Below are 14,523 nucleotides of genomic sequence, written 5' to 3'. Positions count from 1 at the left end.
CTGCGAGAATGCACACAAATATGATCCTCGCCATTGATCAGGGCACGACCTCGACGCGAGCGATTGCGTTTGAAGTCTGGCTCGAAGGGGCGTTTAACGCCGCCGCCGTCAGCCAGATTGAGCTGGCGCAGCATTTCCCGCACTCGGGCTGGGTCGAGCACGACGCGGCCGAAATCTGGCGGGCGACGCTGCAGACCTGTCGCGAGGTGGTGAGGAAGGCGGGCGGCGTCGGCCGCTTCGCCGCCATCGGCATCACCAACCAGCGCGAAACCTCGGTGATCTGGGATGCGGCGACGGGCGAGCCCCTGCATCGCGCCATCGTCTGGCAGGACCGGCGCACGGCCGAGGCGACGAGCAAGCTGGCGGCTGAGGGGCATGAAGCGAAGGTGCAGGCGGCCACGGGCCTGATCCTCGACCCCTATTTCTCGGCTTCGAAATACGCCTGGCTGCTGGACGCCGTGCCGGGCGCGCGCGAGCGGGCGGCGCGGGGCGAGGTCAAGCTGGGCACCATCGACGCCTGGCTGATCTGGAAGCTGACGGGCGGGCGCAGCCACGTCACCGACGCCACCAACGCCAGCCGCACCAGCCTGATGGATCTGACGACGCGCGCGTGGCGCTCGGACCTGTGCGACCTGTTCGGCGTGCCGATTGAGGCCCTGCCGGAGATCCGCGACTGCGACGCCCTGTTGGGCCAGACGGACCCGGCCCTGTTTGGGCGCGCCCTGCCCATTCACGGCGCGGCGGGGGACCAGCAGGCGGCTCTGGTCGGCCACGGGGCGCTGAAACCGGGCGACGCCAAGATCACCTACGGCACCGGCGCCTTCCTGGTCGCCAATGTCGGGGCGGCGCCGGTGACCTCGACCTCGCGGCTGTTGGGCACGCTGGGCTATGCGGCGGGAGGCGAGGCCGCCTATGCGCTGGAGGGCTCCATCTTCTCGGCCGGTTCTGCGATCCAGTGGCTGCGCGACGGTCTGAAGGTGCTGTCGGACTCGCGCCAGTCCGAGGCTGTGGCCCAGTCGCTGACGGACAATGGCGGGGTCTATCTGGTGCCCGGCTTCACCGGCCTGGGCGCCCCGTGGTGGGAGCCGGAGGCGCGCGGGACGATCGTGGGTCTGACGCGCGACAGCGGCCCGGCGCACATGGTTCGCGCGGCGCTGGAGAGCCTGGCCTATCAGACCCGCGACCTGCTGGACGCCTTGAAGAAGGACGGGGCGCCGCCGCTGAAGCGGCTCAAGGTCGACGGCGGCGTCACCGCCAACGCCTTCGCCATGCAGTTCGTCGCCGACATCTGCGAAGTCGAGGTCGAGCGCCCGGCCTTCCAGGAGATGACGGCCATGGGGGCGGCAAGGCTGGCGGCTTTCGGCGTCGGCCTGACCGAGGCCCTGTGGGCCGCCCCGGCCGAAGCGCCTGCCGTCTGGCGCCCGCGTATGGCGCCAGCGGAAAGAGCGCGTCTGCTGACAGGATGGCGCGCCGCCGTGCGGGCGGCCGTCGCGGCTGCGCGACCCGAGTAGGCGGGCTCCCGACCGCTATCTAGAACAGTTATTATTGCAGATTGATTTGTGAAACGGGTGCGGAAGGCCTACCTATCGGTCTGGAGCATGAACACTGATGTCTGACAGCCAACGTTTTCCCGTCGCCGCCCACGCCCTGGCCTATCTGGCCCACAAGGGAGCCTATGCGGCGACCGAGGCCGAGCCGAGCGCCGTTCTGGCCGCTTCGGTGCCGACCAATCCGGTGGTGATCCGCCGCGTGACCGCTTTGCTGGCCAAGGCGGGTCTGATCGCGACGCGTCCGGGCGCCTCGGGCGGATCGTGGCTGCTGCGGCGGCCCGAGACCATCTGCCTGGACGAGGTGTTGCGGGCGGTGAACGGCTGCGCGCATCTGGGCTCGCCGCCTGCGGGGGCCAAGGGCTGCCCGATCGGCGAACATATACCGCGTCAGGTCGCCAAGGCCCTGACGGCGGCGGACCAGGCGGCGGGCGCGGCCCTGTCGAAGATCACCATCGCCGACCTGCTGGAAGAAGACCCTGAGGTCCTGCGCGCCTTTGCGCCGCACCCGGCCTGCCCTGACGTCGACGCGGCCTGACGCGCCGTCCGTGGGGGAGGGGCGCCGCACCATTCTGATCACCGGCGCTTCGGCGGGCATCGGCGCGGCGCTGGCTCGGGTCTGCGCCGCGCGCGGATACGACCTGATCCTGACCGCCCGTCGTGAAGGGCCGCTGCAGGCCCTGGCCGAGGAACTGAGCGCCGCGTACGGCGTCGCGATCACTGTCATTCCTGCTGATCTGGCTGACCCTGATGCGCCAGCGCGTCTGGTCGAGACGGTCGCGACGCGGGGCCTGACCATCGACGGCCTCATCAACAATGCGGGCTTCAGCCGCACCACGGGCTTTCTGAGCACCGACCCGGCCGACCACGCCGCCATGATCCGCGTCATGCTGAGCGCGCCGGTCGAGCTGTCGCGTCTGCTGCTGCCGGGCATGGCCGCGCGCGGCTGGGGCCGGGTGCTGAACGTGGCTTCCCTGGCCGGACAGATGCCCGCGACCGGCGGCGACACCCTGTACGGTCCGATCAAGAGCTTCCTGATCAAGGCGTCACAAGGGCTGTGGTTGGAGATGCAGGGGACCGGCGTGCACGTCACCGCCCTGTGCCCCGGCTATACCTACACCGAGTTCCACGACGTCAATGGTTCGCGGGACCAGGTCTCGGCCGCCTATCCCCGATGGATGTGGATGGACGCCGACCGCGTCGCGCGCATCGGCTGGAACGCGGTGGAGGCGAACCGGCCGCGCGTGACGCCGGGCGTCATGAACAATGTGCTGGCGGCTCTGGGCGGAATGCTGCCCGATGCGATGGCGCTGAAGATGGTCGGCGGCCACGCCAAGCGGCTGGACCGCCTCTAGCGCCTATTCGCCGCCGGCCGGGTAGGGGGCGGTGACGCCGGCGCTGAACATGCCCGGCAGGGCCTCGCCCAGACCCATCAGGATGAACTGGATCGCCAGGGCGCACAGGATCAGGCCCAGCACCCGCACGACGATGGCCATGCCCACGTCGCCCAGCAGGCGGCTGATCGGACCGGTGGCGGAAAAGCACAGGAAGGTGACCACGCAGGCGGCGACCATGGCGACCAGGGAGGAGACGGTGCCGACCAGGCCCAGCTTGGCCGCCTCGCCGGCGTTGATGATGACGGCCGAGATGGCGCCGGGGCCGATCATCAGGGGAATGGCGAAGGGCACGATCAGCCGCTTGAACCGGCGCTTGGCGTAGCCGCGCACGTCCTTGGCGTCGGTCGCGGCGTCGGCGTCGGCGAAGATGGCGAGGAAGTCCTCGCGCGCCATGTCCAGCCCGAGCAACAGCAGCAGGATGCCGCCTGCGATGCGGAAGGCGGCCAGCGAAATGCCGAAGAACTGCAGCAGGCCCAGGCCGGTGAAGAAGAAGAAGCCGAGGAAGACGACGGCGAACAGGCAGATCATGGCCGAAACGCTGATCCGCTGACGCAGGGAGGCGCCCGCCGTGGCCGCGGCGAAGATCGGCACATTGCCGATGGGGTCCAGCAAGGCGAACAGCGCCACGAACAGGTTGACCCCCAGATCGACCGCGTTCATTGCTCCATCCCGCCCTTAAAACCCGCCGCGCGACCGCGACTCCTTGCCCCACCTATCGGGGCATCCGCGCGCGCCTGCAAGCCGCCGAGAGCTGGAAATGTCAGAACCTCATGCCAATCGTCCCTTTGACCCGCGCGTCATCTGCGCTCTGGACGTGCCGACGACCGATGAGGCGCGGGCTCTGGTCGAGCGGATCGGCGATGCGGTCGGGTTCTACAAGGTGGGTCTGCAGCTGTTCGCCTCGGACGGCATGGCGCTGGCGCGGGAGCTGAAAGCGTCCGGCGCCCAGGTGTTTCTGGACTGGAAGCTGCACGACATCGGCGCGACGGTGGAGAAGGCGACGGCGGTGCTGGCGAACGCGGGTTGCGACCTGCTGACGGTTCACGCCCGGCCGCAGGTGATGGCGGCGGCGGCGCGGGGCGCGGCGGGCTCAAGCCTGAAGATCTTGGGCGTCACCGTCCTGACCAGCCTGACCGACGATGATCTGAGGGCGGATGCTCACAGTCTGTCGGCCGCCGAACTGGTGGAGCTGCGGGTGCGTCAGGCGCTGGAGGCGGGCGTCCACGGCGTCGTCTCCAGCCCGCACGAGGCGGGTCGGGCGCGGCAGATCGCGGCTGAAGCAGGCTGCGAGGATTTCCTGATCGTTACGCCGGGCGTGCGGCCTGCCGGGGCGGCGATGGATGATCAGGCGCGCGCCGCGAGCCCGGCCAGCGCTCTGGAGGCTGGCGCCACCCATCTGGTCATCGGCCGCCCGATCACGGCGGCGCCAGACCCGCGCGCAGCGGCGCAGGCGATCACGCAAGAGATTGCACGCGTTTGACCGCTAGGGGCCTGATCCTGAAGAAGATCGTGCTTCACGTGAAACAGAAGGGGCGGCGTCTGCAGACGCCGCCCTTTTCGTATCAACCGCGCTCGCCGCGTTCCTGGCGGTAGGGCCGCTCGGTAGGCGAGGGCGGAGGCGGCGGGGGCGGCGGCACGGCGTAGTAGCCCTGATCGAAGTTCACGACCGGCGGGGCCGCTTCGACGCGCGGCGGCTCGACATAGATGTCGGGACGGGCCACTTCGACCTGAGCCGGGGCGACGCGCACGTCGGCGGCCGCCACATGCACCGGCGGCGGGGCGACATGGACGCGGGCCGGTTCGACGTAGACTGGCGCCGGCTGCACATAGATCGGCGGCGTCTCCACATAGACGGGCGGCTGCGAGACATAGATCGGAGGCTGGCTGACGTAGATCGGCTCGCCGCGATATTGCTGCGGAGCGGCGTACGCGCCCTGATAATGCCCGTGCTGGTAGTGCCCCTGCTGCTGGTAACCGCCGCCGTACTGACTGCCGCTATATTGGCTGCCGCTGTACTCGCCGCCGTAGCCGCCATAGCCGTAGCGCGCCCACGGATAGCGGCCGTAGCCGTCGACCGGATAGCCGTAGGGCATGGAGCGGGTGACGCCGGCGTCACCATAGCTCCCCTGCTGGATGGGCGGATGCGATGGGGCGATCACGACGGGCGCACGAACCCCGGCCCCGCCGTAGCCATAACCATAGCCGTAGCTCTCGATTGGGCCGTAGCCGCCTTGCCAGCCGGTGTCGCTGTACCAGGTCTGCGCGCGGCTCTGGACCACGGGGCCCCGCGCGTAGCCGGCGGCGGCGTTGTATCGGGCGCCGGCCTGATGGGCCTCGGCGGCGCCGGCGATCAGCACCGCCGCGCCGGCGGCGGCGTAGAATAGAGCCTTCATGGCTGCGCTCCTTGTTTCGGCCGCAAAGGTTAATGCGGATCTCGGCGCAGCGTTCATTATTCTCCCGTCAAGGGAACGGGCCGTGGCGAGCGATGACCCCGGAGCAGGGCTCTGCTGTCAGCGCCCGCAGCGCCGTGGCGCGACTTAGAAGTCCACCGCCAGGCCCTTTTTCTCCCAGTCGCCGAAACGGGTCGGTTCGGGCCCTTTGCGGCCGCCGACTTCGTTGGGCAGGGCTGCGGCCTCTTCGGTCGCGCGGCGTTCGGCCGCTTCCAGCAAGGCGCGGCGGGCGGCGTCGGTTAAGGGGCGTTCCGGCGTGGCGTGAGGCACGTCGGCGTTGAAGGCTTCCTCGGCGGAGGATTCGGTCGGGGGGGTGGGCTGTTCGGTCACAGGTCGCCTGCCTTGAGAGCGGGGATACTGGGGCTCAAATAGACGTTCCGGCCGAACACGCCACCCCTGAAGCCCGTTAGCTCGCTCGAACGCTCGCATGAACCACCTGAAGACATTCGCCCTGCTGGCCGTGATGACCGCCCTGTTCATGGGGATCGGCTATCTGATCGGCGGCGCCACGGGCATGGCGATCGCCCTGGCCGTGGCGGCCGGGATGAACCTGTTCAGCTACTGGAACGCCGACAAGATCGTTCTGAAGATGTACCGCGCCCAGCCGGTGGACGAGACGCATCCCAACGCCGTGGTGCGCGCCTATGTCGCCGATGTGAAGCAGATGGCGAATGACGCCGGTCTGCCCCTGCCGAACATCACGATCATTCCGAACGACCAGCCCAACGCCTTCGCCACGGGGCGCAACCCTCAGAACGCGGCGGTGGCGGCGACGACGGGCCTGCTGGACATGCTGACGCGCGAGGAGATCCGCGGCGTGATGGCGCACGAACTGGCTCATGTGAAGAACCGCGACACCCTGACCATGACGGTCACGGCGACGGTGGCGGGCGCCATCGCCATGCTGGCCAACTTCGCCCTGTTCTTCGGCGGCGGCGACGATCGCGAACGGCCGGGCGGCATGATCGGGACCATCGCCCTGATGCTGCTGGCGCCGATGGCGGCGGGTCTGGTGCAGATGGCCATCAGCCGCGCCCGCGAATACGAGGCCGACCGCGTCGGCGCCGAAATCGCCAACGACCCCCAGGCCCTGGCCTCGGCCCTGCAGAAGATCGAGGCCTATGCGCGCGGGGCGGTCAACGCCCCGGCCGAGCGCAATCCGGCCACGGCCCATATGTTCATCATCAATCCGCTGAACGGCAAGGGGGCGGACAGCCTGTTCTCGACCCACCCGGCCACGGGCAACCGCGTGCGCGCCCTGATGGAGTTGGGCGCGAAGATGGGCATGGGCGGGCGGGTGCGGCCGGCGGCGGCCTTCGTCGCGCCTGCGCCTTCCGCCGCGCCGATCCGTGGGACCAGCGTGCCCACGACCGATGACGGTCCTGCATCGCCGCAACGCGGCCCGTGGGGCTGATCGCCCGCAGGATGGGGCTTTGCGTGCGCGGGCATTAGCCGCTAGAGCGCGCGCCATGACCGACGAGACCGATCCCAAGCCGTCCGACGCCAACCGCCCTGAGTGGGCCAAGGCGCATGGCCCGCTGCGCTCCTTCGGGCGCATCAAGTCGCGGCCGATCAAGGCGAAGCAGGCGGCCCTGTTCGACACCCTGATGCCGCGTATCGCCGTGCCGGACCCGGCCAAGGGGCCGATCGACCCCCTGGCCCTAATGCCGGCCGCAAAGGCCGCCTGGCTGGAGATCGGCTTCGGCGGCGGCGAGCATCTGGCGGCCCAGGCGGCCCGTCATCCCGAGGCGGTGATGATCGGCTGCGAGCCCTTCCTGAACGGCGTGGCCTCGGCCCTGCGCCACGTCGAGGAGGGCGGGCTAGAGAACGTGCGCCTGCACGCCGACGACGCGCGCGCGGTGATGGCGGCCCTGCCGGACGCCTCGCTGGACCGGGTGATGATCCTGTTCCCCGACCCTTGGCACAAGGCGCGCCACAACAAGCGCCGCTTTCTGCAGGACGAGACGGCGGCAGAGATCGCCCGCCTGCTGAAGCCGGGCGGCGCTGTGCGGTTCGTCACCGACTGGCTGGACTACGCCGACTGGGCGCTGGAGCGCCTGCTGCGGACCCCCGGGCTTGCGCGGATCCAGACCGAGGGCGAGGACTGGTTCGTCGCCCCGACTGATCACGTCGTCACCCGTTACGAAGAGAAGAAGCTCGGCGACACCGACCCCATCTTCATCGAGTTCCGACGCGTCTGATCCCTTTCCAGATCAACCAGGCTGCGACGGATTTGACCGCTGCGCCCGGCAGAAAGGGCGTAAAGCCGACGGCCAGGGCCTGGGGCGCCGGCAGATAAAGGGCCAGCCAGGCCGTTCCGGCCGCCAACAGCAGCAGATGCAGGCCGAACAGGGCCGCCACGCCGGTCACCGGCCGCTCCGCCCATCTTGCCCGGCCCGCCAGGCCTGCCAGCCCGGCCACGACCGGGAAGGCGTAGATATAGCCCGCCGTCGCCCCTGAAAACGGCGCCAGGCCGGAAGCGCCGTCCGATAGGACCGGCAGGCCGATCAGGGCCAGCAGCAGGTAGGTCAGGACCGCCAGCACGCCGCCGACCGGCCCCAGGCACAGGCCCGCCAGCACGATGGCGAGACTTTGCAGCGTCATCGGCACGGGCTGCATCGGCACATCGGCCTGGGCGCCGACAGCCATCAGAGCCACCAGTGCGGTGAACCCGATCAGGCGTTGGAACATCGGGCGAAGAGGCGTGGTGCGGGACATGATGCGGACAGAACCCAAGGCCGGATTCGGCGCAAGCGGTCTTTGGGGCTGACACGGCTTACGCTTTCGCCTATAGGGACCCTACATCGTTAGACCGACGTCCAACGGCGTCGTTTCAAGCGGCGGCCCGGATGGACCGTCGCTTTTGTTTTCTGGAGTAGCCGTTTGCGGGCCAAGACCGCCGAAGACCGGGCTCTGCTGGAGCTGATCGACCCCGTGGCCGAGAGCCTCGGGCTGGCGGTCGTGCGCGTGCGCCTGATGGGCGGGACGCTGCGTCGTCGCCTGCAGGTCATGGCCGAGCGCCAGGCCGACCACGACATTTCGGTCGAGGAATGCGCCCGCCTGTCGCGCGCCGTGTCGGAAGTGCTGGACGCCGCCGACCCGATCGCGGGCGAATACCTTCTGGAAGTCTCGTCGCCCGGCATCGACCGGCCGCTGACCCGCCTGATCGATTTCAGCCTGTTCGAGGGCTATGAGGCCCGCCTCGAAACCGACCGCATGGTCGAGGGCCGCAAGCGCTTCAAGGGCGTCCTGGCCGGGACCGAAGGCGAGAACGTCGCCATCGACCTGGACGGCGAGGACGAAACCGCCCTGATCCCCTTCGCCTGGCTGGCCGACGCCAAGCTGGTGCTGACCGACGAACTGCTGAAACGCGGCGCGGCCCTGCGCGCGGCGCGCGGCGAACCCGAAGACGACGGCCTGCCCCAAGATACGTCTGGGGGCGCGCTCGACGCTGACAACTCCGACTCCACCCAAGACTCCACCAAGGACGACGCCTGATGGCCGTGACCGGAATCTCCGCCAACCGCCTGGAACTGCTCTCCATCGCCGACGCCGTCGCGCGCGAGAAGAGCATCGACCGGGAGATCGTCATCGAGGCGATCGAGGAAGCGATCCAGAAGGGCGCCAAGTCGCGCTACGGCGCGCATCATGACATCCGCGCCAAGATCGACCACAAGACTGGCGAGCTGAGCCTGACGCGCCACGTCACCATCGTCGGCGACGACTGGCAGCCCGAAGACGAGCTGGAAGAGTTCAACGACAGCGCCATGGTGCGTCTGCGCGACGCCCTGAAGCGCGATCCGGAAGCCGAGGTCGGCAAGGAATACGTCGAGGTTCTGCCGCCGTTCGAGTTCGGCCGCGTCCAGACGCAGATGGCCCGCCAGGTCGTGACCGGAAAGGTCCGCGAGGCCGAGCGCGCCAACCAGTACGAAGAGTTCAAGGATCGCGTCGGCGAGATCGTCAACGGCACGGTCAAGCGCGTCGAATACGGCAACACCATCGTCGACCTGGGCCGTGGCGAAGGCATCATGCGCCGCGACCAGTCGATCCCGCGCGAAGTGTTCAACATCGGCGACCGCGTCCGCACCTACATCTACGACGTGCGCCCGGAGGCCAAGGGCCCTCAGGTCATGCTGTCGCGCGCCCATCCGGGCTTCATGGCCAAGCTGTTCGCTCAGGAAGTTCCGGAAGTCTATGACGGCGTGATCGAAATCCGCGCCGCCGCCCGCGACGCCGGTTCGCGCGCCAAGATGGCCGTGCTGTCGAACGACAGCTCGATCGATCCGGTCGGCGCCTGCGTCGGCATGCGCGGCTCGCGCGTGCAGGCGGTCGTGGCCGAACTGCAGGGCGAGAAGATCGACATCATCCCGTGGGTCGACGACGAGCCGACCTTCATCGTCAACGCCCTGGCCCCGGCCGAAGTGGCCAAGGTGGTGCTGGACGAAGAAGCCGACCGCGTGGAAGTCGTGGTGCCGGACGAGCAGCTGTCGCTGGCCATCGGCCGTCGCGGCCAGAACGTCCGCCTGGCCTCGCAACTGACCGGCTGGCAGATCGACATCATCACCGAGAGCCAGGACAGCGAGCGTCGCCAGCGCGAGTTCGCCGAGCGGACCACCCTGTTCCAGGAAGCCCTGGACGTGGACGAGACGATCGCCCAGCTGTTGGTCACCGAAGGCTTCGCCACGGTCGAGGATCTGGCCTTCGTCGAGCCCTATGAAATATCGGAGATCGAAGGCTTCGACGAGGACACCGCCGAAGAGCTGCAGACCCGCGCCCGTGAGCACCTCGATCGCCTGGCGGCCGAGCTGGACGCCAAGCGCGTGGCCCTGGGCGTCGAAGACGGCGTGCTTGAGGTTCCCGGCGTGACCGCCGCTATCGCCGTCGCCCTGGGCGAAGGCGGGGTGAAGACGGTCGAGGATCTGGCCGACCTGGCCACCGACGAAATCCGCGGCGGCTACGAAGTGCGCGGCGGCGAGCGGGTCAAGGTCGCCGGCGTGCTGGAAAGCTTCAATCTGAGCCAGGAAGACGCCGAAATGCTCATCCTGCAGGCGCGCGTGGCCGCCGGCTGGATCGACGCTTCGGAACTGCCCCAGCCTGAGTACGTCGAAGAAGAGACGTTCGAAGGCGAGTTTGACGGTGACTTCGACGGCGAGGGCGAAGGCGCCCCGGCCGCCGATGCGAGCGACGACGGCGAGGCCCAGGCCGCCGCCGACGACCTCGACGACCAGTCCCGCGACATGTGATGGGAGCCGCAGCCGTCCATGAGGTCGTCCGAGACGTTGATCGATAGGGATCGTCAGGACCTGGCGTCGCGCCAGGCCCTCGATGAATCTCGCCTGATCCGTTTCGTGGCCGGCCCGGACGGCGCGGTCGTCCCCGATCTGGCGCGCAAGCTGCCGGGCCGGGGCCTGTGGGTCGCCGCCGACCGCGCCTCGCTGGAGGCGGCGATCAAGAAGAACCTGTTCGCGCGCGCCGCCAAGGCGCCGCTTAAGCCCGCCGCCGACCTGCCGGAGCTGGTTGAAAAGCTGCTGGTTCGGCGCTGTCTGGACCAGCTGGGTCTTGCCCGGCGCGAAGGCGTGCTTATCTCTGGCTTCGAAAAATGCGCTGCGGCGATCCGCAGCGGCCGCGCCGCATGGCTGATCGAAGCCGACGACGGCTCGGCCGACGGGCGCGGCAAGCTTCTGGCCCTCTCCAGACACGCCTCGCCCGCCCCCGAAATCTGCGGGGCTTTCAGCGCGGACGATTTGAGTTTGGCCCTTGGGCTGGAAAATGCGATACACGCCGTCCTGCTGCAAGGCGGGCGGGCTGATCGTTGGACCCTGGAGGTTCAGCGGCTGGCGGGATTTCGACCTCTCTGTCCCCAGAGCTGGAACCGGGCGGGACCCGAACACGGCGCAGAGGACGACCGGGGCGGCGCCCCGGATGGAGAGCCTTAGGGTTTGAGCGGTTGCGGGCCTGTTTCCGAAACAACGGAGGCGGGGCCGCATTCTGCTATGGGTGATTGAGACAGGCGAAGGCGGAATTCTCCGCCCTGAGTAAAGCGACCGGATGAGCGACGAAAACAACAATTCCAACGACGGCAAGACTCCTGCCAACGCGCCTTCGCAGACGGGGCCGCGCGCTCCGCTGAGCCTGAAGCCGCGCGCGACGGGTTCGGTCTCGACCGGCACGGTGAAGCAGAGCTTCAGCCACGGCCGTTCCAAGACCGTCGTCGTCGAGACCAAGCGCCGGGCTGGCGCCCAGGGCGGGCATCAGCGTCCGCAGGGCTTCGAGGTCGCGCGTCCGCGTTCCGAAGGCGGCGCGCCGCGTTCTGCTGCGCCGCGTCAACCGATGGGCGGAGGCCTGTCGGCCGAGGAGCAGGAAGCGCGTCGTCGCGCCATCGCTCTGGCGACCCAGCAGGCCGCCGAGAAGGAACGCCAGGCCGTAGCCGCCAAGGCCGCCGCTGAGGCCGCCGAGCGTCAGCAGGCCGCCGCCGCTGAAGCCGCCGCCGCCAAGGCCGTCGCCGAAGCCGCCGCCGCCAAGGCCGCCGCTGAAGCGGCGCGGGTCGAGGCCGCCAAGCTGGGCGCCGCCGCCCCGGCACCGGCCAAGCCGGCCGCGCCGAAGGTCGAGGCCCCTAAGGTTGAAGCGCCCAAGGTTGAGGCGAAGCCGGAGCCGGTCAAGCCGGAGCCGGTCAAGCCGGCCGCTCCCAAGCGCCCGGCCGTCAACTTCGGCCAGCGCGCGCCCAAGATTCCACAAGGCCGCGCGCCGCTGGAACGTCCCGCCTTCGGGGGCCGCTCGGCTCGCGAACAGGCGATGGGCGGCGAGCGTCCGCAGGCTAGCGAACCGGCGCCGCGTGAAGGCGGCCGTGAAGGCGGCGAGCGGCCCGCGCGTCCGGCCCAGACGGTCCGCTATTCGGCCCTGAATCCGCGCCCGGCGCCCGGTGCCCGCACCGGCGCCGCCGGCGCGGCGCGTCCTGGCGGTCGTCCGGCCCCGAACCAGCCCCCGGCCCAGCCCGAGGTGGCTCGTCCCAGCCGAGCCGGCGGCGGCTTCGCCCGCCCGGCCGGACGTGAAGACGACCGCGAGAAGCGTTTCGGCGACAATGCGCCGGGCAAGGCTGTCAGCCGCACGCGTGGCGAGCCCAAGCGCCGCGAAGGCCGCCTGACCATCCACTCGGTGGCGGGAGGCGACGAGGACGCCGTCGAGCGGATGCGCTCGCTGGCTTCGGTGCGTCGTGCTCGCGAACGCGAGAAGGAAAAGCGTCGCGGCGGTTCGACCGAAACGCCCAACCGTCCGCGTGAAGTGGTCATTCCCGACACCATCACCGTTGGCGAACTGGCTAACCGGATGGCCGTGCGCGGCGTCGACATCATCAAATTCCTGATGCGTCAGGGCCTGATGATGAAGATCAACGACGTGATCGATTCCGACACCGCCGAACTGGTGGCCGAAGAATACGGCATGGCCGTCAAGCGCGTGTCGGAATCCGACATCGAAGAAGGCTTCATCGCCGAAGCCGACGACGCCGACACCGGCGACGAGCGCGCTCCGGTCGTGGCCATCATGGGCCACGTCGACCACGGCAAGACCAGCCTGCTGGACGCCCTGCGCACCACCGACGTGGCGGCGGGCGAAGCCGGCGGCATCACTCAGCACATCGGCGCCTATCAGGTGCGGCTGGGCGACGGTCAGCGCATCACCTTCCTGGACACGCCAGGCCACGCGGCCTTCTCGGCGATGCGGGCGCGCGGCGCCAACGTCACCGACATCGTCGTCCTGGTCGTCGCGGCCGACGACGGCGTCATGCCGCAGACGGTCGAGGCCATCCAGCACGCCAAGGCGGCCGGGGCCCCGATCATCGTGGCCGTCAACAAGATCGACAAACCGGACGCCAATCCGCAGAAGGTCGTCAACGAACTGCTGCAGTATGAAGTCATCTCGGAGAGCCTGGGCGGCGACACCCAGATCATCGAGCTGTCGGCCAAGGAGAAGCTCAATCTCAACGGCCTGACCGACGCCATCCTGTTGCAGGCCGAGGTCATGGACCTGCGCGCCAACGCCGATCGTTCGGCCGAAGGCGTGGTCATCGAGGCCAAGCTGGACAAGGGCCGCGGCCCGGTCGCGACCGTCCTGGTCAAGCGGGGCACCCTGCGTCGCGGCGACATCGTCGTGGCCGGTTCGGCCTGGGGCAAGGCGCGCGCGCTGCTGAACGAGCGCAACGAGCAACTGCCGGAAGCCGGTCCTTCGGTGCCGGTCGAGATCCTCGGCCTGGACGAGGCCCCGTCGCCGGGCGACGTCTTCGCCGTGGTGGAATCCGAGGCGCGCGCCCGCGAACTGACCGAATACCGTCAGCGCGTGAAGCGCGAGAAGACCCAGGTCTCGGGCGGTTCGCTGTCGCTGGTCGACATGATGTCCAAACTCCAGTCCAAGAAGGTCTCGGAGCTGCCGGTCCTCATCAAGGCCGACGTTCAGGGTACGGCCGAAGCCATCGTCGGCTCGCTGGACAAGATGGGCAACGACGAGGTCCGCGCCCGCACCGTCTATTCGGGCGCCGGCGGCATCACCGAGAGCGACGTCAACCTGGCCAAGTCGGCCGGGGCTCCGATCCTGGGCTTCAACGTCCGGGCCTCGAAGCAGGCGCGCGATCTGGCCGAACGCGAAGGCGTCGAGATCCGCTACTACTCGATCATCTACGACCTGCTGGACGACATTAAGGGCGTGCTCTCGGGCATGCTGGCGCCGCTCCAGCGCGAAACCTTCCTGGGCAACGCCAAGGTGCTGCAGACCTTCGACATCACGAAGGTCGGCCGGGTCGCGGGCTGCCGCGTCACCGAGGGCGTGGTCCGCAAGGGCGCGCGCGTCCGCATCGTCCGCGACGACGTGGTGGTTCTGGAGCTGGGCGTGCTCAACACGCTCAAACGCTTCAAGGACGAGGTCAACGAGGTGCCTTCGGGCCAGGAGTGCGGCATGCAGTTCCAGGGCTTCCAGGACATCAAGGAAGGCGACTACATCGAGTGCTTCACCGTCGAAGAGATCAAGCGCACCCTGGACTAGGACGCCTAGATCTGGACGTTTGAGGCTCACGGCCTGAAACATGAAGGGCGCGGTTTCGAAAGAAGCCGCGCCCTTCGTCTTTTCAGCTGTTTGGGCGAG

14 protein-coding genes are annotated in these 14,523 nt (G+C 69.0%); 10 read left to right on the top strand and 4 right to left on the bottom strand.

Translation table 11 applies throughout. From position 1 onward, the window contains the following. The first annotated feature begins 20 nt into the window (after positions 1-20). The 3 genes from glpK to H9656_RS12035 all read left to right on the top strand — a co-directional run bounded on the left by glpK (position 21) and on the right by H9656_RS12035 (position 2,902). The gene (glpK, locus tag H9656_RS12045) at positions 21-1,511 is read left to right on the top strand and encodes a glycerol kinase GlpK (RefSeq protein WP_191744510.1); all 1,491 of its coding nucleotides are present in this window, start codon (positions 21-23) and stop codon (positions 1,509-1,511) included. A 97-nt stretch (positions 1,512-1,608) separates the two neighbouring features. Next, entirely contained in the window at positions 1,609-2,085 is a 477-nt protein-coding gene (locus H9656_RS12040; RefSeq protein ID WP_191744509.1) for an Rrf2 family transcriptional regulator, read from the top strand. A gap of 10 nt (positions 2,086-2,095) precedes the next feature. Next, positions 2,096-2,902: an SDR family NAD(P)-dependent oxidoreductase gene (locus H9656_RS12035; RefSeq protein ID WP_191744508.1), complete on the top strand. Its 807-nt coding sequence runs from the start codon at positions 2,096-2,098 to the stop codon at positions 2,900-2,902. 3 nt (positions 2,903-2,905) lie between these two features. Here the strand turns inward: H9656_RS12035 and H9656_RS12030 are convergent, their stop codons facing one another. After that, positions 2,906-3,604, bottom strand: a complete 699-nt coding sequence (locus H9656_RS12030; RefSeq protein ID WP_191744507.1) for a MarC family protein — start codon at positions 3,602-3,604, stop codon at positions 2,906-2,908. A 97-nt stretch (positions 3,605-3,701) separates the two neighbouring features. On the opposite strand from H9656_RS12030, the gene pyrF reads away from it, so the two are divergent. Next, on the top strand, positions 3,702-4,424 hold the full coding sequence (gene pyrF, locus H9656_RS12025) for an orotidine-5'-phosphate decarboxylase (protein WP_191744506.1): 723 nt from the start codon (positions 3,702-3,704) through the stop codon (positions 4,422-4,424). An 82-nt stretch (positions 4,425-4,506) separates the two neighbouring features. Here pyrF and H9656_RS12020 read toward each other — a convergent pair whose 3' ends face one another. Together H9656_RS12020 and H9656_RS14275 are read right to left on the bottom strand one after the other, a co-directional pair. Next, positions 4,507-5,337, bottom strand: a complete 831-nt coding sequence (locus H9656_RS12020) for a hypothetical protein (RefSeq protein WP_191744505.1) — start codon at positions 5,335-5,337, stop codon at positions 4,507-4,509. 144 nt (positions 5,338-5,481) lie between these two features. Further along, positions 5,482-5,724 carry a DUF1674 domain-containing protein gene (locus H9656_RS14275; protein WP_191744504.1) on the bottom strand — a complete coding sequence of 81 codons (243 nt, stop codon included), beginning with the start codon at positions 5,722-5,724 and terminating at the stop codon, positions 5,482-5,484. Positions 5,725-5,821: 97 nt separating this feature from the next. Between H9656_RS14275 and htpX the strand changes: the two genes are divergently transcribed. Then, positions 5,822-6,808, top strand: a complete 987-nt coding sequence (htpX, locus tag H9656_RS12010) for a zinc metalloprotease HtpX (protein WP_191744503.1) — start codon at positions 5,822-5,824, stop codon at positions 6,806-6,808. Between the two features lie 55 nt (positions 6,809-6,863). Next, positions 6,864-7,595, top strand: coding sequence for a tRNA (guanosine(46)-N7)-methyltransferase TrmB (trmB, locus tag H9656_RS12005; protein WP_191744502.1), 732 nt, complete (start codon positions 6,864-6,866; stop codon positions 7,593-7,595). On the opposite strand, the gene H9656_RS12000 is transcribed toward trmB, so the two are convergent. Next, positions 7,573-8,130, bottom strand: a complete 558-nt coding sequence (locus H9656_RS12000; RefSeq protein ID WP_191744501.1) for a biotin transporter BioY — start codon at positions 8,128-8,130, stop codon at positions 7,573-7,575. The two genes, trmB and H9656_RS12000, sit on opposite strands and share 23 nt — an antisense overlap. Before the next feature lie 147 nt (positions 8,131-8,277). Between H9656_RS12000 and rimP the strand changes: the two genes are divergently transcribed. The 4 genes from rimP to infB all read left to right on the top strand — a co-directional run bounded on the left by rimP (position 8,278) and on the right by infB (position 14,424). Then, positions 8,278-8,892 carry a ribosome maturation factor RimP gene (gene rimP, locus H9656_RS11995; RefSeq protein ID WP_191744500.1) on the top strand — a complete coding sequence of 205 codons (615 nt, stop codon included), beginning with the start codon at positions 8,278-8,280 and terminating at the stop codon, positions 8,890-8,892. Next, on the top strand, positions 8,892-10,637 hold the full coding sequence (gene nusA, locus H9656_RS11990; RefSeq protein ID WP_191744499.1) for a transcription termination factor NusA: 1,746 nt from the start codon (positions 8,892-8,894) through the stop codon (positions 10,635-10,637). Before rimP ends, nusA begins: the two co-directional genes overlap by 1 nt. An 18-nt stretch (positions 10,638-10,655) precedes the next feature. Further along, on the top strand, positions 10,656-11,330 hold the full coding sequence (locus H9656_RS11985) for an RNA-binding protein (protein ID WP_191744498.1): 675 nt from the start codon (positions 10,656-10,658) through the stop codon (positions 11,328-11,330). Between the two features lie 112 nt (positions 11,331-11,442). Next, entirely contained in the window at positions 11,443-14,424 is a 2,982-nt protein-coding gene (gene infB, locus H9656_RS11980) for a translation initiation factor IF-2 (RefSeq protein ID WP_191744497.1), read from the top strand. Positions 14,425-14,523: the final 99 nt, after the last annotated feature.

This window comes from Brevundimonas guildfordensis (assembly GCF_014836405.1).
GTDB lineage: Bacteria > Pseudomonadota > Alphaproteobacteria > Caulobacterales > Caulobacteraceae > Brevundimonas > Brevundimonas guildfordensis.
The sequence above is the reverse complement of the archived record's forward strand: the minus strand, read 5'-3'. Positions and strand labels throughout refer to the sequence as shown.